The following is a 25,047-nucleotide window of genomic DNA, read 5'->3' on the forward strand; positions in this document are numbered from 1 at the left end:
GGAGAGAATCATGAACGCCGCCGACGCCATCCGCCCCTTCCGCATCGAGATCCCGCAGGCCGATCTGGACGAGCTGCGGGACCGCCTGGCCCGCACCCGCTGGGCCGACCAGGTCCCGGGCTCCGGCGACACCTACGGGGTGAGTGTCGACCGGGTGCGGCACCTGGTCGACTACTGGCAGGGCGGATTCGACTGGCGCAAGGTCGAGGAGCGGCTCAATGCCCACCCGCAGTTCATCACCGAGATCGACGGGCAGACGATTCATTTCCTGCACGTGCGCTCGGAACGGGAGAACGCCTTCCCGCTCATCCTGACCCACGGCTGGCCGGGCACCTTCGTGGAATTCCTCGGCGTCATCGAACCGCTCACCGCGGCGGGTTTCGATCTGGTCATCCCCTCCATCCCGGGTTTCGGATTCTCCGGCCCGACCACCGAGGCGGGCTGGAACAACACCCGCATCGCGACCGCGTGGGCCGAACTCATGCGGCGGCTCGGATACCGGCGCTACGGCGCGGTCGGCAATGACGCCGGCTCCCAGATCTCCGCCGAGCTGGGCCGGGTGGACGCCGAGCACATGGTGGGATCACATGTGGCGCAGGTGTATTCGTTCCCGTCGGGCGATCCGGCGGAGCTGGCGGATCTCACCGAGAGCGAGGCGCAGGCGCTCGAGACGCTGGACTGGTTCGCCAAGAACAAGATGAGCTTCAATATCCTGCACAGCCAGCAGCCGCAGACGCTGGCGCACGCCATCATGGATTCGCCGGCCGGTCTGGCGGGCTGGCTCGGGCAGCTGCTCGGTCCGGATCTGGACGACGATTTCGTGCTCACCCATATCGCCATCCACTGGTTCACCGGCACCGCCGGTTCGGCCACCCGCATCTACTTCGAGAACGCGCGCGCCGAGCAGCCGACCGAGCCGACCACCGTGCCGATGGCGCTGAGCGGCTCGAACGGCGACTTCCACGGCATCCGCCGCTTCGCCGACCGCGACCACAACATCGTGTCCTGGCAGACCCACGACGTGTTCAGCCACTACCTGCACCATGCCGCCCCGGAGCTGATGTCCGGCGAGATCACCGAGTTCTTCGCGCAGTACCGCTGAGCCGAGCGATTCCCGGCCCGCACCCACACGGGTGCGGGCCGAATCCGTTTGAGCGCACGCGGCGGCGAGCGGCCTCGCGGGCACGGCACATCCTCAGAGGTCGTCGGGCAACAGGCGAAAGGCGCTATGGTCGGTCAGCGGGGTGACCGCCCGGAAATCGCGACGGTCGAGCGTCAGCACCTCCACCGTTTCGTACCGTTCCGCCAACGAGACATTGGTGGCGTCGGTGAGATCCAGGTGCAGGGACAGGTACCTGTCCTGCACCTTGCGCGCGACCCGCAACAGGTCCGCGGAAACCGTGGGCACTTCGATGCGTCCGGTGCGCTCTTGCGCCAACAACCAGTCATTGACCGCATAAGCGGCCCGGCGATTGAGATTGCGAGTGGTAATGTGCTCGACTTCGAGCAAGACGAGTGGTGAGACGATGGTCAGCGCGGCCTGCTGCAGCGCGGCGCGCGCGTCCGCGTGCTCAGGATCAGCCGAGTTGAATGCGGCGATCAGGCCCGAGGTATCGCCGATCACTATCATCCGGCATCGGCTTCGGTATCGGTGATCGCTTCTCGCACAACGCTGTCGATCTCATCCGCCGTCACGGCATGCCCGTAGTCGAGAACCGGGATATCCCACACCTCATCCCATCGCCGAGTACGTATCGCGGCCAGATGAAAGGCTTCACGAAAGTACTCGGACTCCGGCCGCCCCTCGCGCGCTGCGGCCTTTTTCACCAGCTCGAGGTCGGCTTCGTCCACCATGACCGTCGTCTTCTTCAAACCCATACGGTTATGGTACCCGCACCATAACCTTCGGTCGAAACCCCGCGCCTGTCGCGACTGCCCGCCGACAGGCCGGGGCTTCCCTGATGGACGCCCACCAGCTCACCGCTCCCCCGCCGACGCTCAGGTGTGTGAGTGCAGTTCACCCCAGGCCGGGAACGGATCGGCGTAGTTCACCCATACCCGCTGTCCGGCAGCCAATTCCGCGTCGGTGAGCAGGGCCGCGTCCAGCAGGGCGCGCACCCGCTCGCGGTCCAGTTTCACACCGATGAGCACGATCTCCGAGCCGGGCTGCTCATCGAGCGAGGACCAGAAGGCGGCCGGTTCGAAGGTGAGGTTCGGTCCCGCCTGCGACCAGATGGCGACCAAGTCCGGACGGCTGGCGATCCAGCAGAATCCCTTGCTGCGCAACAGGCCCCGCAACCGCGTCAGCACGGCGTCCAAGCGCTCGGGATGGAAGGGGCGGTCAGCGGTGTAGGTGAGGCTGCGGATGCCGTACTCCTCGGTCTCGGGAGTGTGCCCGCCCGCCAATTCCTCGTCCCAGCCCGCGGTCTCGGCGGCCAGGTCGGGGTTGTACAGGCCGGTGTCGAGCACCTCGGCGAGATCGACGGAGCCCTTGACCGCGCGCAGGATCCTGGCCTTGGGGTTGAGGCGGCGAATGGTGGCCTCCACGCTGCCGACGGCATTGGCGCTCACCAGATCGGTTTTGGAGATGATCAGCACGTCGGCGAATTCCACCTGATCCACCAGCAGATCGGAGATGGTGCGCGCATCCCCCTCCCCGGCCCGCATATCCCGCTGCTCGAGGGATTCGCCGCGCACCACCTCGGGCAGGAAGGTGGAGGCGTCGACCACGGTCACCATGGTGTCCAGGCGCGCGATATCGCCGAGCTTGAAGCCGTCGGAGAACTCCCATTCGAAGGTCGCCGCCACCGGCATGGGTTCGGAGATGCCGGTGGATTCGATGACCAACTGGTCGAAGCGGCCCTCGCGGGCGAGTTTGCCGACCGATTCGATGAGGTCCTCGCGCAGCGTGCAGCAGATGCAGCCGTTGGTGAGTTCGACCAGCTTCTCCTGGGTGCGGTCCAGGTGGCCCTGGCCCGCCACCAGGGCGGCGTCGATATTCACCTCGCTCATGTCGTTGACGATGACGGCCACGCGGCGGCCCTCGCGGTTGGCGAGGATGTGGTTGAGCAGGGTGGTCTTCCCGGCTCCGAGGAAGCCGGAGAGCACGGTCACGGGCAGGGGGCGGATGGTCTGGGCTGAGGTCACCGCTTAATGATAACGGTTTTCATTTACGGTTGCGCGGCACCCCACGGCCGGACCCACCGCGCACCCGGTTCCGCGTAGGGTCAGCGGCGTGGAACTGCTACCGCTCACGCCCAATGGCAAGACTCCGGTTCGTGTGCTGACCATTGCCGGAACCGACTCCGGCGGCGGCGCCGGCATCCAGGCCGACAGCCGCACCATGGCCCTGTGCGGGGTGCACGCCTGCGTGGCGGTGGCCGCGGTGACGGTGCAGAACACCGTGGGCGTCAGCGGTTTTCACGAGATTCCGCCGCACATCGTGGCCGATCAGGTGCGAACCGTGGTGAGCGATATCGGCGTCGGCGCGGCCAAGACCGGCATGCTCGCCTCCACCGCCATCATCGAGGCGGTGGCCGGGGTGTGCCGCGAGGTCGGCATCGGCGGCGACGGCGACGGCGACATCCCCCTGGTCGTGGATCCGGTGGCGGCCTCCATGCACGGCGATCCGCTGCTGCACGCCGAGGCCCTGGACGCGGTGCGCAACACCCTGTTCCCGCTGGCCACCGTGGTCACCCCCAATCTCGACGAGGTGCGACTGCTGACCGGCGTCGAGGTCGTCGACGACCGCAGCGCCCGCCGCGCCGCCGAGGCGCTGCACGCGCTCGGCCCCCGCTGGGCGATCGTGAAGGGCGGCCACCTGCGCAGCTCCGCCTACAGCACCGACCTGCTGTTCGACGGCGAGAACTTCCACGAACTCACCGCCGAGCGCATCGCCACCGGCAACGACCACGGCGGCGGCGACACCCTGGCGGCCGCCCTGGCCTGCGCCCTGGCCCACGGTTACCCGGTGCCGGACGCGGCCGCCTTCGCCAAGGAGTGGACGCGACGGTGCCTGGCGGCGGCCTACGATCTGGGCGCGGGGCACGGCCCGGTGTCGCCGCTGTGGCGGCTGCACGAAGCCTGAAGTCCAGTCCAGGATCGACCGCCCGGCGGGGGCGGCGTCGCGTTCACCCGGGTTGATTCCCGCGCGGTCGAACGCGCAGCACATCTACCCTGAATTCAGCACTGCACCAGCGATTTCGGGAATGTCGCCATGACCTGCCCCCTGCCCCAGCGCCCGCTGCCGCTCAGCGACGAACACCGCGAATCCTTCTGGCGTCGGTCGGGGTGGACCCCGACGCTCCCGGAGCGGGATCGGGAAGCCATCGAACAGCGCTGGGACGACGAATCCATCGAGATCGCCGAGGTTTTCGGCTGGTGAGCCGTCGGCGCCGTCAGGAATCCGGATGCAGGGTGTTGTGCAGAGTGGCGGCCCACTGCTGCACGATCTCCTTGCGGCGCAACGAGTCGTCGGTGAGCACGTCGGCGAGGCCGAGGCCGCGGGCCAGGTCCAGGGTGGCCTGGACCAGGTGGTGGGTGACCGGGTCGGAGTCGTCGACGCCGAGGGCCTCGACGGCCATGCGGTGGGAGATGCGGCCGAAACGTGCCTCCATGGGGACGATGCGCTCCCGCAGCGCCGGATCGGCGGCGGCATGCGTCCAGACCTGGAGCGCCGCCTTGAACAGCGGGCTGGTGTAGGACTCGACCAGGGAAGCGACCACGGCCTGGGTGCGGCCCGCACCCTCGGCGACCTCGCCGAGGGCGAGGGCCTCGCTCTTCGACTGCGTCATCCGCGACTCGAACATGTACTCCAGGGCCGCGGTGATCAGATCCTCCCGGGTGGGGAAATGATGCTGCGCCGCCCCGCGCGACACCCCGGCGCGTTCGGCCACCACGGCCACGGTGGCGGCCGCCCAGCCCAGCTCGGCCAGGCAGTCGATAGTCGCCTCCAGCAGCCGCTGCCGGGTGGCCCGACTGCGGTCCTGCTTGGGTTCGTGGGGTGTCGCCATGGCCGCTATTCTGCCCAGCTCGGTGGACGACGCTGAAAGAAGGCCGTCATGCCCTCGATCACGTCGGGTGTTCCGAAGCAGTTGCCCGAGCGCTTGGCCAGGTCGTCGGCGCTGCGATCGAATTCGGCCAGGATGTGGGCGGTGGTGAGCCGCTTGCTCTCGGCCAGCCCCTGCGGGGAGCCCTTGCGCAGCTCACCGCACAGCCGCGCCACCTCCGCCGCCGCGTCGTCGGCGGCGATGGTGACGAGGCCGATGCGCTCGGCGGTGTCGGCGTCGAACGTCTCGCCGGTCTGGAAGTACCGCGCCGCCGCCCGCGAGGTCATCCGCGGCAGCAGGGTGAGCGAGATGATGAACGGGGCCAGGCCCAGCCGCGCCTCGGTGAGGGCGAAGCTGCTGCCGCGACCGGCGACGACGATATCGCAGGCCGCGACGATGCCCATCCCGCCCGCGCGCACATTGCCGTCGATCCGCGCCACCACCGGTTTGGGCAGTTCGAGGATGCGCCGCAGCACCTGGACCGCCCAGCGGGTGCGGATGTCGGCGGCCGCCGCGGGGTCGGCGTCGAGGGCTTCCTTCAGATCCGCGCCGGCGCAGAAGGTGGTCCCGGTGTGGGTGAGGACGACACCGCGCACGGCCTTGTCGGCACCCGCCCGCTCCAGACCGTCCAGGAGTTCGGCCACCAGCCGCGAGGACATGGCATTGCGGTTGTGCGGGGAGTCCAGGGTGAGCACCGCGAAGCCGTCGCGCACCTCGTAGCGGACGACCGGCGTGGATTCCGGGGTGGGTTCGGTATCGGTCATCTCAGTACGACCTCGGCAGGCCCAGCGAGTGCTGGGCGACGAAGTTCAGGATCATTTCCCGGCTGACCGGCGCGACCCGGGCGATGCGCGAGGCGGCGAGCATGCCCGCCAGGCCCACATCGGAGGTGAGTCCGGAGCCGCCGTGGGTCTGGATGGCCTGATCGAGCGCCTTGATACTGGCCTCGGCGGCAGCGTATTTCGCCATATTGGCGGCTTCGGCGGCCCCGAAGTCGTCACCGGAGTCGTAGAGCACGGCGGCCTTCTGCATCATGACCTTGGCCAGCTCCAGTTCGATCTTCACCTGCGCCAGCGGATGTGAGATGCCCTGGTGCGCGCCGATGGGCGTCTTCCACACCTGGCGCTCCTTGGCGTACTCCACGGCCCGGTCGATGGCGTAGCGGCCCATCCCGACCGCCATGGCGGCACCCATGATGCGCTCCGGGTTCAGGCCCGCGAACAGCTGCGCGATGGCCGCGTCCTCCTGGCCCACCAGGGCGTCGGCGGGCAGCCGCACGTCGTCGAGGAACAGCGTGTACTGGCTGTCCGGCTCGATGATGTCCATCTCCTGCCGGTTCTTCACGAAGCCGGGGGTGTCGACCGGCACGATGAACAGCGCGGGTTTGAGGTTGCCGGTCTTGGCGTCCTCGGTGCGGGCCACGATGAGCACGGCCTCGGCCTGGTCCACACCGGAGATGAAGATCTTGCGGCCGTTGAGGATCCAGTCGCCGCCGTCGCGCCGGGCGGTGGTGGTGATCTTGTGCGAGTTGGAGCCCGCATCGGGCTCGGTGATGCCGAAGACCATCTTGGCGGTGCCGTCGGCCAGGCGCGGCAGCCAGTTCCGCTTCTGCTCCTCGGTGCCGAACTTGGTGACGATGGTGCCGCAGATGGCGGGCGAGACCACCATGAGCAGCAGGCCCGCACCGGCCGCGGACAGCTCCTCCTGCACCAGCGCGAGCTCGTAGATGCCCGCGCCGCCACCGCCGTACTCCTCCGGCAGGTTCACGCCGAGGAAGCCGAGTTCGCCCGCCTCGTCCCAGAGTTCGGTGAGCGGCTCGTTCCGCAACGCCTTGGCGCGCACGTAGTCGCGGTAGTTGTACTTGGCCGCCAGTTGGGCCACCGCCGCGCGCAGCGCCTTCTGTTCGTCGGTTTCGATGAAGCTCATTGCCTACTCCTGGTTTTCGTTGTGCACGACGGCGAGCACAGCGCCGACGTCGACCTGCTGACCGACCGCGACGTTCAGTTCGGTGAGGGTACCGGCGGTGGGGGCGGCGATGGTGTGTTCCATCTTCATGGCCTCCAGCCACAGAATGGGCTGGCCCTTCTCCACCTGTGCGCCGACCTCCGCACCGAGGCGGATGACCGCACCGGGCATGGGTGCGAGCAGCGAGCCCTCGGCCACCTGGTCGGCCGGATCCTCGAAGCGCGGCAGCCGCCGCACGGTCACCGGGCCGAGCGGGGAATCGACGGCGACCAGATCGCCGTAGCGGGCCACCTCGAAGCGCCGCCGCACCGCGCCGCGCTCGCCGGGAACACACAGCACCACCGCGTCCGGGGTGAGGTCCACCAGTTCCAGGCCGGGCAGCCCGTCCACCTCGAGACCCGCGCGGGTCAGGCGGTAGCGCACCTCGTGCTTGCCGGTGCCCCGGCTCGCGTAGGACTTGGACTGCGGCTGCGACGGCAGATTGCGCCAGCCGCTGGGCAACCCGCCGCCCACCCGCGCCGCGGCGCGATTGGCGGCGGCATCGGCCAGGGCGGCCGCGGTGATCGACAGGGTCTCGGCGCTTTCCGAGGCCAGCGGCGCGGCGAGCACGTCCAGGCCGTGGGTGGCGAAGAAGGCGGTATCGGTGTCACCGGCCAGGAAGGCCGGATGCCGCAGCACCCGCACCAGCAGATCGCGGTTGGTCACCAGGCCGTGAATCTTGGCGCGCTGCAAGGCCGAAGCGAGCAGATGCGCCGCCTCGTCCCGGGTCTCGGCGTAGGAGATCACCTTGGCGAGCATGGGGTCGTAGTGCACGCCCACCACCGACCCGTCCACCACGCCACTGTCCAGGCGCACACCGGGTTCGGTGAGCACGGCGAATTCGCCCACGGTGCCGGGGATGTCGAGTTTGTGCACGGTGCCGCTCTGCGGCTGCCAGTCCTGCGCCGGGTCCTCGGCGTAGAGGCGCACCTCGATGGAGTGGCCGCGCGTGGCGGGCTGCCGGGCGGGCAGCGGGCGTCCGGCAGCCACCTGCAACTGCAAGCGCACCAGATCCAGGCCGGTGGTCTGCTCGGTGACCGGATGTTCCACCTGGAGACGGGTGTTCATCTCCAGGAAGAAGAACTCGCCCTTCTCGTCGGCCAGGAATTCGACGGTGCCCGCACCCTCGTAGCCGATGGCCTCGGACGCCAACCGAGCCGCCTCGAACAGCCGCGCCCGCATGCTGCGCCCATCTCGCCCGCTCGCGGACCCTCCATGGTTACGCTCCGCTGCCGCCTCCGGGTCTGATCCGAGCAGGCGGTCGATCTTCTCCACCAGCGGGGAGGGGGCCTCCTCCACCACCTTCTGATGCCGCCGCTGAATCGAGCACTCGCGCTCGCCCACCGCCCACACCGTGCCGTGGGTATCGGCCATGACCTGCACCTCGATATGGCGGCCGGTCTCCAGGTAGCGCTCGCAGAACACCGTCGGATCGCCGAAGGCCGACGCGGCCTCGCGCTGGGCCGCCTCGATCTGGCCGGTCAGCTCGGCGAGGTCGCGGACCACGCGCATACCGCGCCCGCCGCCACCGGCGGACGCCTTGATCAGCACCGGCAGCATCTCGGCGGTGACCTCGGCCGGGTCCAGTTGCTTCAGCACCGGCACCCCGGCGGCGTCCATCATCTTCTTGGACTCGACCTTGGAGCCCATCTGCTCGATGGCGGAGACCGGCGGACCGATCCACACCAGCCCGGCCGCCTGCACGGCCTCGGCGAATTCGGCGTTCTCGGAGAGGAATCCGTACCCGGGGTGGATGGCGTCGGCACCGGCCGAGAGCGCGGCCTCGATGATCAGCTCGCCGCGCAGGTAGGTCTCACCGGGGGTGTTGCCCGGAAGGCGCACCGCCGCATCGGCTTCGGCCACATGCGGCGATGCGGCATCGGCGTCGGAGTAGACGGCGGTGGTCGCGATGCCCATGCGGCGGCAGGTGGCGAAGACCCGGCGCGCGATCTCGCCGCGGTTGGCGACCAGTACATTGCGGATTTCCATACCTGGCCTCACATCCGGAAGACGCCGAAGCCGTCGGCGCCCTTGATCGGGGCATTGTGAATGGCGGACAGGGCCATTCCCAGCACCGTGCGGGTATCGCGGGGATCGATGACGCCGTCGTCGTAGAGGCGGCCCGACATGAACATGGGCAGCGATTCGGCCTCGATCTGCGCCTCGATCATGGCGCGCATCCCGGCGTCGGCGGCCTCGTCGAACGGCATGCCCTTGGCCTCGGCGGCGGCCCGGCCCACGATGGAGATGACGCCCGCCAGCTGCGCACCGCCCATGACGGCGGATTTGGCGCTGGGCCAGGCGAAGACGAAGCGCGGATCGTAGGCGCGGCCACACATGCCGTAGTGGCCCGCACCGTAGGACGCGCCCATGAGCACCGAGATGTGCGGCACCTTGGAGTTGGAGACGGCATTGATCATCATCGCGCCGTGTTTGATGATGCCCTTCTGCTCGTACTCCTTGCCCACCATGTAACCGGTGGTGTTGTGCAGGAACAGCAATGGCGTATTCGACTGATTCGCCAGCTGGATGAACTGCGCCGCCTTCTGCGCCTCCTCGGAGAACAGCACGCCGCGCGCATTGGCGAGAATGCCGACCGGGTAGCCGTGCAGCTCCGCCCAACCGGTGACCAGGCTGGAGCCGTAGAGCGGTTTGAACTCGTCGAAATCGGAGCCGTCCACCACGCGGGCGATGACCTCGCGCGGGTCGAACGGGATCCTGAGGTCGGTGGGCACGATGCCCAGCAGTTCCTCGGCGTCGTAGAGCGGTTCGATGATCTCGGCGCGCGGGCGCGGGGCCGGGCCCTGCTTGTGCCAGTTGAGCCGTTTCACGATGGAGCGGCCCAGCCGGATGGCGTCCTGCTCGTCCGCGGCCAGATAGTCGGCCAGGCCCGAGACGCGGGCGTGCATATCCGCGCCGCCGAGCGATTCGTCGTCGGACTCCTCACCGGTGGCCATCTTGACCAGCGGCGGCCCGCCCAGGAACACCTTGGAGCGCTCCTTGATCATGACCGTGTAGTCGGACATGCCGGGGATGTACGCGCCACCGGCGGTGGAGTTGCCGAAAACCAGTGCGATGGTGGGGATTCCCGCCGCCGACAGCCGGGTCAGATCGCGGAACATGCGCCCGCCCGGTACGAAGACCTCCTTCTGCGTGGGCAGGTCCGCGCCGCCGGACTCCACCAGGCCGATGACCGGCAGGCGGTTCTCCAGCGCGATGTCGTTCATGCGCAGGTTCTTGCGCAGCGTCCACGGGTTCGAGGTGCCGCCGCGCACCGTGGGATCGGGTGCCACGATCATGCATTCGACGCCCTCGACGATGCCGATGCCCGCGATGACGCTGCCGCCGACATGGAACTCACTGCCCCAGGCGGCCAGCGGGGCCAGCTCCAGGAAGGGCGAGTCCTCGTCGATGAGCAGTTCGATGCGTTCGCGCGCGGTCAGCTTGCCGCGCTTGCGGTGTCGCGCCATCTTGTCGGGGCCGCCGCCCGCGATGTTCTTGGCGTACTCGGCCTCCACCTCGGCCAGCTTGTCGCTCATGGCCGCGGCGGCGGCCCGGAAGTCCGCCGAATTCGGATCTACGGCGGTGCGCAGTGTGCTCAAGACTGGAACCCCAATCGCTTGGCCGCGAGGCTGGTCAGGATCTCGTTGGTGCCACCGCCGATGCCCAGGATGCGGACATCGCGGTAATGGCGCTCCACCTCGGACTCGCGCATGTAGCCGAGTCCGCCGAAGAGCTGAACCGCTTGGTGGGCAACCCATTCGGCGGTTTCCACGGCGGTGTTCTTGGCGAAGCAGACCTCGGCGATGAGGTCGGTCTCGCCGTGCGCCGCGCGTTCCACCACCTGGCGGGTGTACACGCGGGCGACGTCGATGCGGCGTGCCATCTCCGACAGGGTGTTCTGCACGGCCTGGCGGCTGATCAGCGGGCGGCCGAAGGTCTCGCGGTCGCGGCACCATTGCAGGGTCAGGTCCAGGCAGCGCTGCGCGTGCCCGTAAGCCTGCGCGGCCAGCCCGACCCGCTCGCTCACGAAAGCCTGTGCGATCTGGGCGAATCCGGAGTTCTCCGCGCCGACCAGGTTCGAGACCGGCACCCGCACGTCCACATAGGACAGCTCGGCGGTGTCGGAGGCCAGCCAGCCCATCTTCTCCAGCTTGCGGCTCACCGTGAAACCGGGCGTGCCCTTCTCCACCACGAGCAGTGAGACACCGGCCGCGCCGGGGCCGCCGGTGCGCACGGCCGTCACGACGTAGTCGGCGCGCACGCCGGAGGTGATGAACGTCTTGGCTCCATTGACAACGAATTCGTCGCCGTCGCGCACCGCGGAGGTGGTGAGGTGGCCCACGTCCGAACCGCCGCCGGGTTCGGTGATGGCCAGCGAGCCGATCTTCTCGCCCGCCAGGGTCGGCCGCACCCAGCGCTCGATCTGCTCGGCATTGCCGGAGGCGACGATGTGCGGCACCGCGATACCGCAGGTGAACAGGGAGGCGAACAGCCCGCCGGAACAGCCCGCGTAGTGCAGCTCCTCGCAGACGATGGCGGCGTCGATGCCGTCTCCGCCGGAACCGCCGACGGCCTCCGGGAACTGGATGCCGAGCAGGCCCAGCGCACCGGCCTTCTTGTGCAGTTCGCGCGGGATCTCACCGGCGCGCTCCCAGTCGTCCAGGCACGGCAGCACCTCGCGTTCGGCGAAACCGCGCACGGTGGCGCGCAATTCACGCCGCTCCGGGGTGGTCCAGGGGTTCACGTAGGTCATGGGAGCAGCTCCATGGGGATTTCGATATGCCGGGCGCGGAGCCATTCCCCGAGCCCCTTGGCCTGCGGATCGAAGCGGGCCTGATAGGCCACGCCCTGCCCGAGCAGACCCTCGACGATGAAGTTCACGGCCCGCAGATTCGGCAGCACGTGCCGGGTGACGGGCAGCTTGGCGGTCTCGGGCAGCAGCAGGCGCAGTTCGTCGACGGTGAGCGCGTGCACCAGCCAGCGCCACTGCTCCTCGGTGCGCACCCAGACGCCGATATTGGCATTGCCGCCCTTGTCGCCGGAGCGAGCCAGCGCGATGGTGCCGAGCGGGACGCGACGCGTATCGCCCGGCGGAAGCGGCTGCGGCAGTGCGGGTTCGGGCACCTCGGCCAGCTCGAGGGTCTGCGCGGCGGGCGCGATCGCCAGCTGCGATCCGTCCGGCAGCACCGCCGTGTGCGCCACCTCGGTCGCGTCCACATAGCCGGGGGTGAAAACGCCGTAGGGCGAACCGTTTCCGGGCGGTGCGGTGAGCGAGAAGCCCGGATAGCTGGCCAGTGCCAGTTCCACGGCGACGCTGGAGAAGCCACGGCCGACGCGGTCGGGGTCCGGATCCCGCACCACGCACTTCAGCAGGGCGCTGGCCTGTTCCTCGGTGTCGGCGTCGGGGCGGTCCAGGCGCGAAAGCGTCCATTCCAGCTCGGTCGGGCGCACGGTCAACCACGACTCCAGTTGCCGTTGCGCCAGTTGGGCTTTGGCCTCGATGTCCAGGCCGGTGAGGATGAAGGTCATCTCGTTGCGGAAGCCGCCGATGGTGTTGAGGGAGACCTTGAGCCGTGGCGGCGGGGCCTCACCGCGCACCCCGGAGATGAGGACGCGGTCCGGCCCCTCCTGGGTGAGCGCGACGGTGTCCAGGCGGGTGGTCACATCCGGCCCGGCGTAGCGCGCGCCCTGGATCTCGTACATGAGCTGGGCCGCCACCGTATCCACGGTGACCGCGCCGCCGGTGCCGGGATGTTTGGTGATCACACTGCTGCCGTCGCGGCGCACCTCGGCCAGCGGGAAGCCGGGGCGGCCCATATCCGCGATCTCGGTGAAGAAGGCGAAGTTGCCGCCGGTCGCCTGGGTCGAGCATTCGATGACGTGTCCGGCCGCCACGGCTCCGGCGAGCGCGTCGAAATCGTCTCGTCCCCAACCGAAATGCGCCGCCGCCGGGCCCACCACCAGCGCCGCGTCGGTGACCCGGCCGGTCACCACCACATCGGCTCCGGCCTGCAGGCATTCGGCGATGCCCCATGCGCCCAGATAGGCATTGGCGGTCAACGGCGCGCCGAGACCGAGTTCCCCGGCGCGGGGCAGCAGATCGTCCCCGGTCACATGGGCGACCGCGACGTCGAGGCCCTGTTGTTCGGCCAGTTCGCCGATCGCCCGGGCCAGCCCGGCGGGGTTGAGCCCGCCGGCATTGGCGACGATCTTGACGCCCTTCTCCAGCGCGAGCCCGAGACAGTCCTTCAGCTGTTTGACGAAGGTCTTGGCGTAGCCGAGGTTCGCATCCTTCATCCGGTCGCGGCCGAGAATGAGCATGGTCAGCTCCGCCAGGTAGTCGCCGGTGAGGACGTCGAGCTCACCGCCCTCGAGCATCTCCCGCATGGCACCGAGCCGATCGCCGTAGAAACCGGAACAGTTGCCGATGCGGATGAGCTCCGGATCGGCCGCGAGCTGACTCATCGCGGGCCCTCCTGTGCGCGTATCGCCACAGCCTCGCCGCTGCGGTCCGTTACAGGGTCACATTCGATCCATAAAAAATCAAGCACGCCCGCTTGTTAATCGGCAGCATTCATCTCCGCGTTTGCCAGCAGGATGCTGAGGGGGTCCGTGCGGAACCGGGCGGTCGGCAGGGCACACTGGGCGCGTGGCCTCGATTCTCCTGCTCGCTCTCGCCGGATTCCTGCTCGGCGGCGTCTACAGCACCTGGAAGACCGCCCGGCCGCTGGCCATCGCCCTGGGCGTGTGCGCGGCATTGGCCGTGGCCGGGGCGATTCTCTGGATGGAGTGATCGCCGACCGGTCGGCGCTCGAACGCGCGCTGTGGCGGTGGAGAAGCGGGTGCTCTATTCGGGATCGAGCCGGTAGATGCGCAGATCCTCCGGCACGCCGCTCAGCGGCGCGGCGAAGAAGCTGCGCCGGTAGGGCTTCGGCACGTAACCCAGCTCCGCCAGGGTTTCGGGCTCCAGGGCCGCCAGCGTGGCGTGCGAGAGCATGGTGTTGCCGTTGCCGCCCGCCTCCATGACCCGCGCCGCGATGGTGACGTCCACGCCCAGCCAGTCGCCGCCCAGCTCCCGCGGGGTGCCGGTGTGCAGGCCGACGCGCATCTGCGGCGTGTAGCCGTCCACCTCGACGCGGGCCAGGTTCCGTTTGGCCGCCACCGCGGCGCGGACCGCCCGGTCCGGAGACGGGAACACGGCCATGACGCCGTCACCCATGCGTTTGACCACGTGGCCGCCGCGCTCGCCGATCGGCGGCTCGATGGCCTTGGCGACGCGGCGCAGCAGTTCCAGGGTCTGCTCGTCACCGGCCGAGAGCGACCAACTGGAGAAGGCCACCAGGTCGGTGAACATGATGGTGATCTCCGCGGTGCCGCGCCCCTTGCCCATTCGCTCCAGCACGGCCTGCCAGACCTGGAGCGCGCCGAGGCCGAGTTCGCGTGCGGCGCTGGGCGAATCGCCGACCAGCTTGTCCGCGGCGCGTGCCACCGCGCGCACCCCGCCCGGTCCGGAGACCGACAGCGGATCACCGAAAGCCGGGTCACCGGGCAGATTCTCGCGCGCCTTGCGAATCACACCGATGAGATCTCCCCGCTGATTGGCCGCGGAGACGAGTGCCGAGAGTTGGCCGGAGAGCCGGGCCATGGGCCGTCGGTCCGGTTCCGCACCGTCGGTGGGGGTCAAGGGAATCACGACGTCGGGGTCGATACGCGGCCTCCGGACGCGCGACGGCTCCCCGAGGCCCTCCGAGGACCGGGGGCGACCCTTACCCTTGCCGTCCGCACGGTCCGCGCCGGGCGCGGATTCACTGCCGCCGGAGGGTCGTTCGCTCACGTCCCGAGCGTAGCCCAGCATCGGCTCCGTGGTGGATGAGTCGACATCTGTCACCCATGGCTGGATGGCTGCCACCGGTCACCTCCCTATCGGTGCGAGCGGCCACTTCGTCGGGCCCGCCCGATGGTGCGAATGGCGTGGTTGCTGTTGCGATGCTACCGGGCGGTCAGGACGAGAACCAGCCCTTTCCGGGTGGAAGCGAGACTGTTCACAGACCGTTTTCATACCCGCCATCCCACCCCCACAACCCCACCGCACAACCCCAACCACCCACGCAGCACAGCCCCCTGGTTCGCGGCGCGTCTCGGTTCTGGACTGACGGAGCGGGGGAGCGAAGCGGAGGAGCGGAGGAGGGAAGAACCGAGACCTCCAGCGCCGCGAACCCCGCCCGCAGCGAAGCGGAGGGCAATCCAACACAGCATCGGCCCGACGCGGAGTTCGCGTCGGGCCGATGTATCCGTCGGCCGGGCAGTGGCCGACGGTCCCGGGCAGGGTCTCTGCGGGGCGGGCTAGGCGTCGCGCTTGTTCAGCGTGACCAAAGCAGCCCCGAACACAATTGTGACAAATGCTGCGAAATACACCAGGCTTCCCCACGGGCCCCAGTGCCAGTTCGCGTTGGACTCGGTCAGCGAGAAGAAGCGCTGCCCGTTGGAGAAGGGCAGCAGCGGGCCCACATTGCGGCCGAAGCTGCCGAACGCGCTCAGCAGCGGTTCCAGGATCAGCGGCCACAGCACGATGATCGAGATGGCCGCCGCGGACTGCCGCACCAGTACGCCCACACCGATCGCCAGCACAATGCTGAGCAGGGCGTACACCGGGACACCCAGCAGCGCCCGCCACTGCGCGCCGGTGGACAGGTCCATGGCCGGCGACGTCCCGTAGATGGCCCGGGAGATCAGCAGCGCGCCCACGCAGAGCACCGCGGTCAACAGCGCGCCGTACACGGCGAGCAGCGCGGTCTTCACGACGATCACGGTGCTGCGCTGCGGGGTGGCCAGGAATGTGTTGCGAATGATGCCGAATCGATACTCACTGGTCACCGAGAGGGTGGCCATGATCATGAGCACCATGACGCCGAAGCCGCTGACCCCGCCCACCGCGACGGCCACATCCATCGGCACCGCGTCGGCCGAGTCCTGCGCCGTGCGGGCGATCACCGCGATGAGCGCCGCCAGACCGAGTCCCAGTGCGACCACGACCGCCGAACACCACCAGGGCGACCTTGTCGAGGTGAGTTTGATCCGTTCCGCCGCAAGCACTCCCATCAGAGCGCACCTCCCATGACCTCGTCGAATCCGGCGTTCGCGCCGTGGTACTCCACCGCGTTGCCGGTCATCTGCATGAACGCCTCCTCCAGCGACGCCCGCTGCGGGGCCAGCTCGTAGAGCGTGATGTCGTTGGCTCCGGCCAGCTTTCCGACCGCGTCGCTGGTCGCGTTGGCGACCACCAGCGCCGGGCTGGCCGGGTCGGCGCCGTCCTCGCGGATGGTCATGCCATTGGAGGTGAGCAGGCTGCGCAGCTGATCCAGCTGCGGGCTGCGCACCCGCACCGACGATTCCGAGGCGCGCTCGATGAACTCCTTGGTGGTGGTGTCGGCGATGAGGCGGCCGCGGCCGATGACCACCAGATGGTCGGCGGTCTGCGCCATCTCCGACAGCAGGTGGCTCGACACCAGCACGGTGCGGCCCTCCGTCTTCGCGAGCCGCTGCATGAAGCGGCGGATCCAGAGGATGCCCTCCGGGTCCAGGCCGTTCACCGGCTCGTCGAACAGCAGCACCTTGGGATCGCCGAGCAGCGCACCCGCCAGTCCGAGCCGCTGCGACATGCCGAGCGAGAAGCCGCCCGCGTTCTTGTCCGCCACCTCGGACAGGCCGACCAGCCGCAACACCTCCTCCACCCGGGAGGCGGGAATGCCATTGGACGCGGCCATCCAGCGCAGATGCGACCGGGCCGACCGGTTCGGATGCACCCACTTGGCATCCAGCAGCGCACCGACCTCGGTCAGCGGCCGCTTCAGGTCGCGATACCGCTTCCCGTCGATCAGGGCGGTACCGGAGGTCGGCGTGTCCAGCCCCAGGATCATCCGCATGGTCGTCGACTTCCCGGCCCCGTTCGGGCCCAGAAAGCCGGTCACCTGCCCCGGCCGGACCGAGAAAGACAGGTCCGACACCGCGACGGTCTGCCCGTAGTGTTTCGTCAGGCCCCTCAGTTCGATCATGGCGTCCAGTCTTCCCGAAGATTCGAGCCAGCACTATCGACCGGAGGTCGCGCGTCCGATCATCCTGCCGGATGAGGGGGACCCTGAGCTCGGCGCGAAAGCACTACCAGCCCGAACGCTCCCGTCTGGTTGTGGCCGGAGCGGGTCAAGTGGCCAAGCGCGCAACGGTGTGCCCTACCGGCCTCGTAATCATCGCCTCGATCACGGCGCGGACTTCGTAGTCCCCCACCGCCAGGCCCCGCAGCGACATCAGCGCGCGCGACCGACCCTCGAAGCTCATTCGCCCAGTGTGCCCGCGCGAGCTGCTGGCGGCACCTGAGGCACGCACCGCAAGGGGCACGAACCACGGGTGGTGTGGCTCAGCGGGTCGGGGAGGAGGCCTGGGCCCAGAAGCGTTTGGGGATGCGGCCTGCTTCTCGGGCGAGCCAACCGGCTTCGACGGCGTATTTCATGGCGGTGGCCATGCGGGCGGGGTGGTGGGCTCGGGTGACGGCGGTGGCCAGCAGGACGGCGGAGCAGCCTAGTTCCATGGCCAGGGCGGCGTCGCTGGCGGTGCCGATGCCCGCGTCGAGGATGACGGGGACGCCCGCGGCGGCGACGATCATCTCGATGTTGTGCGGGTTGGAGATGCCCAGGCCGGTGCCGATGGGGGAACCGAGCGGCATGACGGCGGCGCAGCCGGCGTCCTCGAGACGGCGGGCCAGCACCGGGTCGTCGGTGGTGTAGGGCAGGACGGTGAAACCGGCGTCGACCAATTGCTCGGCGGCGGTGACCAGTTCGATGGCGTCGGGGAGCAGGGTGCGTTCGTCGGCGATGACTTCCAGCTTCACCCAGTCGGTTTCGAGGGCCTCGCGGGCGAGCTGGGCGGTGAGCACCGCCTCGGCGGCGGTGCGGCAGCCCGCCGTATTGGGCAGCGGGGCGATCTCGAGGCGCTCGAGCAGGTCGAGCACGCCGGTGCCGCCCGCGGCGTCGACGCGGCGCATGGCCACCGTGGTGAGTTCGGTGCCCGAGGCCAGCAGCGCCTCCTCCAGCACGGTGAGGTTCTCGGCACCGCCGGTGCCCATGATCAGCCGCGAGCCGAAGGTGCGGCCCGCGATCTCCAGCGGCGCGACCGGGCTAGCCACCCTGCACCGCCGTCAGGACCTCGATCTCCCAGCCGCGGCCGACCGGCTCGTCCCAGCGGGACTTGGGGAACAGCGCGCCGTCCACCGCGACGGCCACACCCTGGCAGGGCAGATTCAACGTCTCCAGCAGGGCGCGCAGCGAAATCGGTTCCGGGAAGGTGTGATCGGAACCGTTCACGGTGACACCGATGGGAATCGCGGTCATTGCTTACCTCCAGCGAAGTGGGGCTCGGGCACCCGGAAACGTGTGGGTGAGGCGGCGCGCGCCGCGGGCAGCTCGGTGTCGGCGAGCAAGGCCAGCACGGCATCCGCGGTGACCGGGACGCCCAGAATTCCATTGCGGCCGTGGCCGAGTGCGGCGATCACCCGCTCGTCCAGGTAGCCGATCAGCGGCAGATTGTCCGGGGTGCCGGGGCGGGAACCCGCTGTGGCCTCGGCGAATTCGTACTCGCCCACCCCCGGGAAGACCGCCTCGGCGTCGATGATCAGGTCGCGGACGCCCCCGACCGTGACCACGGTGTCGAATCCGGCCTCGTACTGTGTCGCGCCGAGCACGATGCCGTCCGGACGCGGCACCAGGTAGATGGGGCGGCCGTGCACGCGGGCGCGCACCACACGCGTCGGCGGCGGCGGGGCGCTGGGGCGGCGGCGCAGGCGCAGGATCTCGCCCTTCACCGGACGCACCGGCAGGTCCGGCCACAGCCGCGCGGACGCTCCGGTCGCGAGCACGATGCGGTCCTGCGGCAGCTCCCGCAGCGCCGTCACCTCCTCGGCCCGCATCTCGACCCCGGCGACGGCACACGCTTCCCGCAGGGCGGTCACGAGCGCGCGGTTGTCCACCGCGGGTTCGGCGGGCGAGAGCAGGCCCGCCCGCACCCGACGATCCAATCCGGGTTCCGCCGCCCGCACACCCGCTCGGTCGAGCAGGCGCAGTGCGCGACCCGCACTCGGATTCGCACCCGCTGCCGTCGCGTCGGAGTCCGCGCGCTGATCGGCTGCCGCGGCCGGGCCGCTCTCGGCGAGCCCCGCGAGTTTCGCGTTCACCCAGTCGGCGATGGTCCGCAGGTCCGCGGCGTCGGCGGCGTCGAGGGCCACGGTCAGGGTTTCGGCGGCGGTGAAGACCTCCGTGCCGGTGACGGAATGCAGGCGGGCCGCGAAATCGGGCCAGCGGGCCAGGGAAGCGGCTCCGAATTCGAGCGGGGCGGCCTCGCCGGGCCAGCCCTCGGAGAGCGGGGCGAGCATGCCGCCCGCGACCCAGGAGGCGCCCGAGCCGACGGCGGGGTCGTACAGCGTGACCCGCCAGCCGGATTCGGCCGCCCGCCACGCCACCGACAGCCCGATCACGCCGCCACCGACGACGGCCAGGGTCCGCACCAGATCCACCTCACTCGGCCCCGCATCGGGGCCACCTACTCGGCGCGGTCCGGGTCCGGAATTCCGTCACGGTCACCCGCGACTCGCGCCGCCTCATTTCTCGACCACCCACGGTAGCGCGAGACCCACCCACCCCCGCACGAACCCCGCGCCCACCAGCCGTCCGGCACCGGCGGCGGACCGGCACACGCCGCCCACCCGCACATCCGGCACACCCCCATCCGCACGCGGGCCCCAACGCCCGCATCGTGCCCGGCGGCGGCACGGCCGGAATTGTCGAATTGGCAGCCCTCGGGCGTGCGACTACCGTCGAACGGGTGCAACCCTCCCATCCGAACCGGCCCCTGCCTCCCCGGGAGCGCCTGGCGAGTGCGCGCCTGTACCTGTGCACCGACGCGCGCCGGGATACCGGGGATCTGGCGGCGTTCGCCGAGGCGGCGCTGGCCGGGGGCGTAGACATCATTCAGCTGCGGGACAAGGGGTCGGCCGGGGAGAAGCAGTTCGGCACCCTGGAGGCCAAGGCCGAGCTGGGCGCGCTGGCCGAGCTGAAGGCGGCCGCGCGGCGGCACGGGGCGCTGGTGGCGGTGAACGACCGCGCCGACGTGGCCTTCGCGGCGGGGGCGGATGTGCTGCATCTGGGACAGCACGATCTGCCGCCCTGGTACGCCCGTCATATTCTCGGCCCGGATGTGGTGATCGGCCGCTCCACGCACAATCGCGCCCAGGCCGGACTCGCCGCCATCGACGAGCACATCGACTACTTCTGCACCGGCCCGGTCTGGGACACCCCCACCAAGCCCGGCCGCACCGCCTCCGGCCTGGATCTGATCCGCTCCACCGCCGAGGCCCATCCGACGCGGCCGTGGTTCGCCATCGGCGGCATCGACGATCAGCGGCTGCCGGAGGTGCTCGAGGCCGGTGCGACCCGTGTGGTCGTCGTCCGCGCCATCACCCGGGCCGACGATCCGGAAGCGGCCGCGCGCGCCCTGAAGCAGCGGCTGCTCGACAACGCCGCCCGCTGAGCACTCAGCCGTAGAGTTCGACGAACCGGTCCAGGGACCGTTCGATATCGCCGCGTAGGGCCTTGGCGACCACCGATCCGATCGGACCGAACAGCGGTGCGCCCCCGAGTTCGAAATTGGCGGTGACCTTGGAGCCGGACCCGGCCGCTGCCACATCGAGCTGGATGCCGAATTTGGTGCCGCCGATGCCCGAACCGGTGAGCACCAGGCGGTTCGGCGGTTCGGCGTCTTTGACGACCCAGGTGACGCGGTTGCGGAAGCCCTTGACGGTGGCCACGCCGACCAGCCGGGTACCGGGGGTGAGGTCGTCGGGCACGGTGCCGCGCCAGCCCTCGTGCAGGGTCAGCCACTTGTCGAGTTCGGGCAGGTCGGAGGCGCGGGCCCAGGCCAGCTCGGGCGCGATGGGGACGTCTACGGAGACCTTCAGCTTTGCCACGTACTGGATGGTATCTGTTACATGACGTAGCTCTAATGAACGGGGGCGGTGAAGTCGCCTACCCGACCGGCTCCAGCCGAATGGGGACGCCATTGAGGTGCGACATCCCCGCCAGCCGCTCCACATCCGACACCTCGGTCGACATCAGGTCGTTGACATTGGCCCCACCCGCGGCATTGGCCCGCCGCCAGCCGCCGTGATGCCCCCACCCGTGCGGAATCGCCACCGCCCCCTCGGTCATATCCTCGCTGAGCCGGGCGATCACCTCGATGGAGCCGTGCGCGGAGCTGACCCGGCACCGCTCACCGTCGGAGATCCCCGCCGCGGCAGCGTCTTTGGGATTGATCCGGGCGGCATGCTCGCGATCCCCGCGCATGAGCGCTTCCACATTGTGCATCCACGAGTTGTGGGATTTCAGCTCGCGCATGCCGATGACCCGCAGCGGGTAGTCGGGATCGGCGGCGGGTGTCGTGAGTTCCCGCAGCTCGGCGATGATCGGCGCGGGAGCCAGCCGCACCCGACCGCCCTTGTGTCGCACCATTTCCCCCAGCACCCCGGTGTCGATGTGGTCGGCAAGCACCACCCCGTGCGGATGTCGGCGCAGCATGCTCAGGCTCACACCGCCCCGGCGCGTCGAGCGCGGTATCCCACGACACCCGCTCGAAATCCCCGGACGCGGTGCGCCGCAACGGATACAGCACGCGATCCGGATCGTTCTGGATCGCGCTGAACGCGATGTCCTTGGGACAGGCGAAGCCGCGGGAGAGCGGATGCCGCTCGTCGGCGCGCAGCCGGACCAGCCGCCCGTCCTCGACGGTGGCGATCAGCCCGCGGAGCGGTTCGCAGATCCGGCAGAAGGTGGCAATCTCACGGGTGCTGCTCACCCTCTCGAGACAACACCTGCGCCAGCGTGAGCAACAACACATTTCCGGCCAGATTCGAGGCCGCCGGTATGGATTCACTGATTCGAGCGGCCGGCTCGCCGTCGCCCTCGGTATGCAGCCAGACGAACCCGTGATCGGCCAGATCGAGGGTGCGGGGCAGCGCCGCGGCAACCGCCGGGGCATCGTTCAGCCCGGTGAAGGCCACCCGCTTCGGCGCGGCGCGCAGGGTCGGCCAGGCGGCGGCGAAACCGGGGTGCAGCGGGCGCGCCATCACCTCGTCCTCGGGGACCCAGGCCAGTGCCGTACTCTCGGCGTTCCCGCGGGTCCGCAGGGGTTCGGCGGCATCGGCGACGACCGTGGTGTAGGTCCAGCCGCCGGGTGCGGTCGCGGTGACCCGGCAGCCGCGCACCCGAATGGACGCGGCCCGGATGCCCGCCTCCTCCTCGGCCTCCCGGACGGCGGCGTGCACGGTGGTCTCGTGACTGTCGCGAGCACCGCCGGGCAGCGCCCAGGTGCCGCCCTGATGGCTCCAGGCCGCGCGGTGCTGGAGCAGCACCGCCGCACCTCCGCCCGCCAGCGGGGCGCGCAGCAACAGTCCGGCAGCACCGAATCGGCCCCATTGGCGGGTGCCGTCGGGGCTGTCCGCCCAGCCGTCGCCGTCACCACGCATTCGTCACATCCTCCACCTGCTCCACGCCACGGGCGGCGACCCACGGAAGGGTGTTCGCCGCGCCGCGGCACCGGTAGGACCACAATATGCTCAATCGACCGATAGCGGTCGAGCGATCGTTTCCGGCCAGTGGGAGGTGAGCATGGCTCGCATCGAGCAGCAGCGGCTCGACGAGCTGTCGCCGCGCGCGGCGGCCGCCCTGGTGCGGGAACGGCTCGACACCACCGAGCTGCGTGCCTTCGCCCGCTCCTCCCCCGCCAAGCTGATCGCCATCGGATTGCTGCTGCTGGGTTTGTGCGTGGCGGCGGGCGCGGTCACCGCGACCAGCGTGAACGACCGGCAGCAGGCCCTCGACGCCCTGCTCGACCAGGCCGAACCGGATGCGAATTCGGCGCAGCGGCTCTACACCGCGCTGTCGGTGGCCGACGCCTCGGCCGGGACCGCCTTCATTTCCGGCGGGCTGGAACCGAAGCCGGTGCGCGAACAGTACAACCGGGCCATCGGGGAGGCGGCCGCGGAACTGGTGACCCACTCCAACTACTCCAGCGCCGACGACACGCAACTGCGCACCGGCATCGCGAGCGGGCTGCCCGTGTACACGGGGCTCATCGAGACCGCGCGGGCCAACAACCGTGCCGGTCAGCCGGTGGGGCCCGCCTACCTCAGCGAGGCGTCGCATCTCATGCAGGCCACGCTGCTGCCCATGGCCCAGCGGTTGCAGGAGAACCGCGCGGCCGCCATCAGCGAGATCCAGCGCACCCATGTGCGCCCGCCGTGGCCGGCCATCGCACTGCCGCTGCTGGCGGTGGCGGCGCTCATCGCGGCGCAGCTGTTCCTGGCCCGGCATTGGAACCGGGTCCTCAATCCCGGGCTGCTGCTGGCCACCTGCACCATGGTGATCCTGCTGGCCTGGACGGTGGTGGCGGGCGGCATCTCCGCGGTCGCGACCACCGATGCCCGCGACAACGGCTCCGGGCCGACCGCGACGCTCACCGAGAGCCGCATCCTGGCGCAGCAGGCCCGCACCGCCGAAACCCTCAAACTGGTGCGCCGCGACGCCGGCAGCGACTACGACCGCACCTACGACGCGGCCATGAACCGGCTGCACGAGCTACTCACCGGCTATCCGTCGCACGCGCCCGCCGCCGCCGAGATCACCCATGCCGTCGGCGCGCTGGACCGCTGGCGCGCGGCACATCAGCGGATGAACGAGGCGCTGGGGCGCGGCGACTTCATCGGCGCGGGGGCGGTGGCCATCGGGCCGGGAGCCGATGAGGCGGGCGCGCAGGTGGCGGCGCTGGACCGGGCGCTGGCCGACGGCATCGCCGCCACCCGGAACGCATTGCGCCAGGACACCGCACACGCCGCCCGGGTGCTCGATCTGCTGGCCCCGGGCGCGCTCGTGCTGGCCACCGCGGCGGCCGTGCTGGTGGCGGTCGGCCTGTGGCCTCGACTACGGGAGTACCGATGAGACGCCGACTGCTCCTGCTCGTCCTCGCGGCGCTGGTGGCCGCCGGATGCCACGGCGAGGACAGCGCAGCGCCGCCGCCAACCCGCGTACCCAGCTTCACCGATCCGCCGTTGCCGTCGGGAGCCGTTGCCGCCCAGCCGCATTCGTCACCGCCGCCGGAGCAGGTCAGCTGCCCCGACCCGACCGCCAGCCTGCGCCCGGACGGGCGCGGCGGCCCCGCCGTGGACGCCATCCGCGCCCGCGGACGCCTGCTCGTCGGACTCGATCCGGGCAGCAATCTGTTCAGCTTCCGCGATCCCGCCACCGGCACCCTGTCCGGCTTCGACGTGGGCATCGCCCGGGAGATCGCCCGGGATCTGCTGGGCGATCCGGAGAAGATCGAGTACCGCATCCTGGGCTCGGCCGACCGCGAGCAGGCGCTGACCGAGCACACCGTGGACGTGGTGGTGAAGACCATGACCATCACCTGTGAACGGCGAGAGCGGGTGTCGTTCTCGACCTCGTATCTACAGGCGCACCAGCGGGTGCTGACCGTGCGCGACTCCGGCATCGGCGGGCTGGCCGATCTGGCGGGGCGGCGGGTGTGCGTGGTGGGCGGCACCACTTCGCTGGACCGGATTCGCCGCCAGCAGCCCGCCGCGTCCATTCTCACCGTGCCGAGTTGGGCCGACTGCCTGGTGGTACTCCAGCAGCGGCAGGTGGACGCCATCAGCACCGACGACACCATTCTGGCCGGGCTGGCGGTGCAGGATCCGCTCACGGTCGTGACCGGGGAGGACCTCAGTACCGAGCAGTACGGCATCGGCATTCCGAAGGATCGCGACGATCTGGTGCGCTTCGTCAACGGCACCCTGGAACGCATTCGCGGCGACGGCACCTGGGACCGCCTCTACCAGCGCTGGCTGGCCCCGCAACTCGGCACCGCCGCCGTCCCCCCGCCGCCGAGATACCGGGACTGA

The 25,047-nt window shown here is 70.0% G+C and carries 26 protein-coding genes and 1 pseudogene; 7 read left to right on the top strand and 20 right to left on the bottom strand.

Annotated features, from left to right (window positions below):
- The first annotated feature begins 10 nt into the window (after positions 1-10).
- Complete coding sequence (locus QMO76_RS32315; RefSeq protein WP_306365155.1) at positions 11-1,102, top strand: epoxide hydrolase family protein; 1,092 nt, start codon at positions 11-13, stop codon at positions 1,100-1,102.
- 93 nt (positions 1,103-1,195) lie between these two features.
- Here the strand turns inward: QMO76_RS32315 and QMO76_RS32320 are convergent, their stop codons facing one another.
- The 3 genes from QMO76_RS32320 to QMO76_RS32330 all read right to left on the bottom strand — a co-directional run bounded on the left by QMO76_RS32320 (position 1,196) and on the right by QMO76_RS32330 (position 3,129).
- Positions 1,196-1,630, bottom strand: coding sequence for a type II toxin-antitoxin system VapC family toxin (locus QMO76_RS32320; protein WP_306365156.1), 435 nt, complete (start codon positions 1,628-1,630; stop codon positions 1,196-1,198).
- Positions 1,627-1,878: a ribbon-helix-helix protein, CopG family gene (locus tag QMO76_RS32325; RefSeq protein ID WP_039817850.1), complete on the bottom strand. Its 252-nt coding sequence runs from the start codon at positions 1,876-1,878 to the stop codon at positions 1,627-1,629. The genes QMO76_RS32320 and QMO76_RS32325 overlap by 4 nt, the downstream gene beginning before the upstream one ends.
- Positions 1,879-1,998: 120 nt before the next feature.
- Complete coding sequence (locus QMO76_RS32330; protein WP_306365190.1) at positions 1,999-3,129, bottom strand: GTP-binding protein; 1,131 nt, start codon at positions 3,127-3,129, stop codon at positions 1,999-2,001.
- Positions 3,130-3,235: 106 nt separating this feature from the next.
- On the opposite strand from QMO76_RS32330, the gene thiD reads away from it, so the two are divergent.
- Both thiD and QMO76_RS32340 read left to right on the top strand, forming a co-directional pair.
- A complete protein-coding gene (gene thiD, locus QMO76_RS32335) occupies positions 3,236-4,087 on the top strand; it encodes a bifunctional hydroxymethylpyrimidine kinase/phosphomethylpyrimidine kinase (RefSeq protein ID WP_306365157.1) in 852 nt (283 codons plus the stop codon).
- 129 nt (positions 4,088-4,216) lie between these two features.
- Positions 4,217-4,384, top strand: a complete 168-nt coding sequence (locus QMO76_RS32340) for a hypothetical protein (protein ID WP_306365158.1) — start codon at positions 4,217-4,219, stop codon at positions 4,382-4,384.
- Between the two features lie 13 nt (positions 4,385-4,397).
- On the opposite strand, the gene QMO76_RS32345 is transcribed toward QMO76_RS32340, so the two are convergent.
- Genes QMO76_RS32345 through QMO76_RS32375 form a run of 7 tightly spaced genes read right to left on the bottom strand, consistent with a single transcriptional unit; the run spans position 4,398 to position 13,520 of the window.
- A complete protein-coding gene (locus QMO76_RS32345) occupies positions 4,398-5,012 on the bottom strand; it encodes a TetR/AcrR family transcriptional regulator (protein ID WP_306365159.1) in 615 nt (204 codons plus the stop codon).
- Positions 5,013-5,017: 5 nt separating this feature from the next.
- The gene (locus QMO76_RS32350) at positions 5,018-5,812 is read right to left on the bottom strand and encodes an enoyl-CoA hydratase family protein (RefSeq protein WP_306365160.1); all 795 of its coding nucleotides are present in this window, start codon (positions 5,810-5,812) and stop codon (positions 5,018-5,020) included.
- A 1-nt stretch (position 5,813) separates the two neighbouring features.
- Positions 5,814-6,974, bottom strand: coding sequence for an acyl-CoA dehydrogenase family protein (locus QMO76_RS32355; RefSeq protein ID WP_306365161.1), 1,161 nt, complete (start codon positions 6,972-6,974; stop codon positions 5,814-5,816).
- A 3-nt stretch (positions 6,975-6,977) separates the two neighbouring features.
- Positions 6,978-9,041 carry a biotin carboxylase N-terminal domain-containing protein gene (locus QMO76_RS32360; RefSeq protein ID WP_306365162.1) on the bottom strand — a complete coding sequence of 688 codons (2,064 nt, stop codon included), beginning with the start codon at positions 9,039-9,041 and terminating at the stop codon, positions 6,978-6,980.
- Positions 9,042-9,049: 8 nt separating this feature from the next.
- Positions 9,050-10,654 (bottom strand): acyl-CoA carboxylase subunit beta, encoded by a 1,605-nt coding sequence (locus tag QMO76_RS32365; protein ID WP_306365163.1) that lies wholly within the window; start codon positions 10,652-10,654, stop codon positions 9,050-9,052.
- Positions 10,651-11,799: an acyl-CoA dehydrogenase family protein gene (locus tag QMO76_RS32370; protein ID WP_306365191.1), complete on the bottom strand. Its 1,149-nt coding sequence runs from the start codon at positions 11,797-11,799 to the stop codon at positions 10,651-10,653. The genes QMO76_RS32365 and QMO76_RS32370 overlap by 4 nt, the downstream gene beginning before the upstream one ends.
- 5 nt (positions 11,800-11,804) lie before the next feature.
- Positions 11,805-13,520 (bottom strand): acyclic terpene utilization AtuA family protein, encoded by a 1,716-nt coding sequence (locus tag QMO76_RS32375; RefSeq protein ID WP_306365164.1) that lies wholly within the window; start codon positions 13,518-13,520, stop codon positions 11,805-11,807.
- A 184-nt stretch (positions 13,521-13,704) separates the two neighbouring features.
- On the opposite strand from QMO76_RS32375, the gene QMO76_RS32380 reads away from it, so the two are divergent.
- Positions 13,705-13,848, top strand: a complete 144-nt coding sequence (locus QMO76_RS32380) for a hypothetical protein (protein ID WP_306365165.1) — start codon at positions 13,705-13,707, stop codon at positions 13,846-13,848.
- A gap of 54 nt (positions 13,849-13,902) precedes the next feature.
- Here the strand turns inward: QMO76_RS32380 and QMO76_RS32385 are convergent, their stop codons facing one another.
- The 6 genes from QMO76_RS32385 to QMO76_RS32410 form a co-directional block, all read right to left on the bottom strand.
- Complete coding sequence (locus QMO76_RS32385; protein ID WP_306365192.1) at positions 13,903-14,700, bottom strand: adenylate/guanylate cyclase domain-containing protein; 798 nt, start codon at positions 14,698-14,700, stop codon at positions 13,903-13,905.
- Positions 14,701-15,398: 698 nt separating this feature from the next.
- Positions 15,399-16,154, bottom strand: a complete 756-nt coding sequence (locus tag QMO76_RS32390; RefSeq protein ID WP_306365166.1) for an ABC transporter permease — start codon at positions 16,152-16,154, stop codon at positions 15,399-15,401.
- The gene (locus QMO76_RS32395) at positions 16,154-17,107 is read right to left on the bottom strand and encodes an ABC transporter ATP-binding protein (RefSeq protein ID WP_306365167.1); all 954 of its coding nucleotides are present in this window, start codon (positions 17,105-17,107) and stop codon (positions 16,154-16,156) included. The genes QMO76_RS32390 and QMO76_RS32395 overlap by 1 nt, the downstream gene beginning before the upstream one ends.
- A 359-nt stretch (positions 17,108-17,466) precedes the next feature.
- Positions 17,467-18,231 (bottom strand): thiazole synthase, encoded by a 765-nt coding sequence (locus QMO76_RS32400; RefSeq protein ID WP_306365168.1) that lies wholly within the window; start codon positions 18,229-18,231, stop codon positions 17,467-17,469.
- Positions 18,224-18,436: a sulfur carrier protein ThiS gene (thiS, locus tag QMO76_RS32405; protein ID WP_306365169.1), complete on the bottom strand. Its 213-nt coding sequence runs from the start codon at positions 18,434-18,436 to the stop codon at positions 18,224-18,226. The genes QMO76_RS32400 and thiS overlap by 8 nt, the downstream gene beginning before the upstream one ends.
- Positions 18,433-19,605 carry an FAD-dependent oxidoreductase gene (locus QMO76_RS32410; RefSeq protein WP_306365170.1) on the bottom strand — a complete coding sequence of 391 codons (1,173 nt, stop codon included), beginning with the start codon at positions 19,603-19,605 and terminating at the stop codon, positions 18,433-18,435. The genes thiS and QMO76_RS32410 overlap by 4 nt, the downstream gene beginning before the upstream one ends.
- 317 nt (positions 19,606-19,922) lie before the next feature.
- Between QMO76_RS32410 and thiE the strand changes: the two genes are divergently transcribed.
- Positions 19,923-20,627 (top strand): thiamine phosphate synthase, encoded by a 705-nt coding sequence (thiE, locus tag QMO76_RS32415; RefSeq protein ID WP_306365171.1) that lies wholly within the window; start codon positions 19,923-19,925, stop codon positions 20,625-20,627.
- 4 nt (positions 20,628-20,631) lie between these two features.
- Here thiE and QMO76_RS32420 read toward each other — a convergent pair whose 3' ends face one another.
- From QMO76_RS32420 to QMO76_RS32430, 4 genes and pseudogenes are all read right to left on the bottom strand, one after another.
- Positions 20,632-21,063, bottom strand: coding sequence for an SRPBCC family protein (locus QMO76_RS32420; RefSeq protein WP_306365172.1), 432 nt, complete (start codon positions 21,061-21,063; stop codon positions 20,632-20,634).
- A gap of 58 nt (positions 21,064-21,121) precedes the next feature.
- The gene (locus QMO76_RS32425; RefSeq protein WP_306365173.1) at positions 21,122-21,670 is read right to left on the bottom strand and encodes a molybdopterin dinucleotide binding domain-containing protein; all 549 of its coding nucleotides are present in this window, start codon (positions 21,668-21,670) and stop codon (positions 21,122-21,124) included.
- A 145-nt stretch (positions 21,671-21,815) separates the two neighbouring features.
- Positions 21,816-21,989 (bottom strand): annotated as a pseudogene (locus QMO76_RS35475) (hypothetical protein); the annotation flags it as partial.
- Complete coding sequence (locus QMO76_RS32430; RefSeq protein ID WP_306365174.1) at positions 21,931-22,617, bottom strand: NUDIX domain-containing protein; 687 nt, start codon at positions 22,615-22,617, stop codon at positions 21,931-21,933. The pseudogene QMO76_RS35475 and the gene QMO76_RS32430, both read right to left, overlap by 59 nt.
- A gap of 142 nt (positions 22,618-22,759) precedes the next feature.
- Between QMO76_RS32430 and QMO76_RS32435 the strand changes: the two genes are divergently transcribed.
- Both QMO76_RS32435 and QMO76_RS32440 read left to right on the top strand, forming a co-directional pair.
- Positions 22,760-24,088, top strand: a complete 1,329-nt coding sequence (locus QMO76_RS32435; RefSeq protein ID WP_306365175.1) for a hypothetical protein — start codon at positions 22,760-22,762, stop codon at positions 24,086-24,088.
- Positions 24,085-25,047, top strand: a complete 963-nt coding sequence (locus QMO76_RS32440) for a glutamate ABC transporter substrate-binding protein (RefSeq protein ID WP_306365176.1) — start codon at positions 24,085-24,087, stop codon at positions 25,045-25,047. Before QMO76_RS32435 ends, QMO76_RS32440 begins: the two co-directional genes overlap by 4 nt.

Source organism: Nocardia sp. CC227C, assembly GCF_030767025.1.
Classification (GTDB): domain Bacteria; phylum Actinomycetota; class Actinomycetes; order Mycobacteriales; family Mycobacteriaceae; genus Nocardia.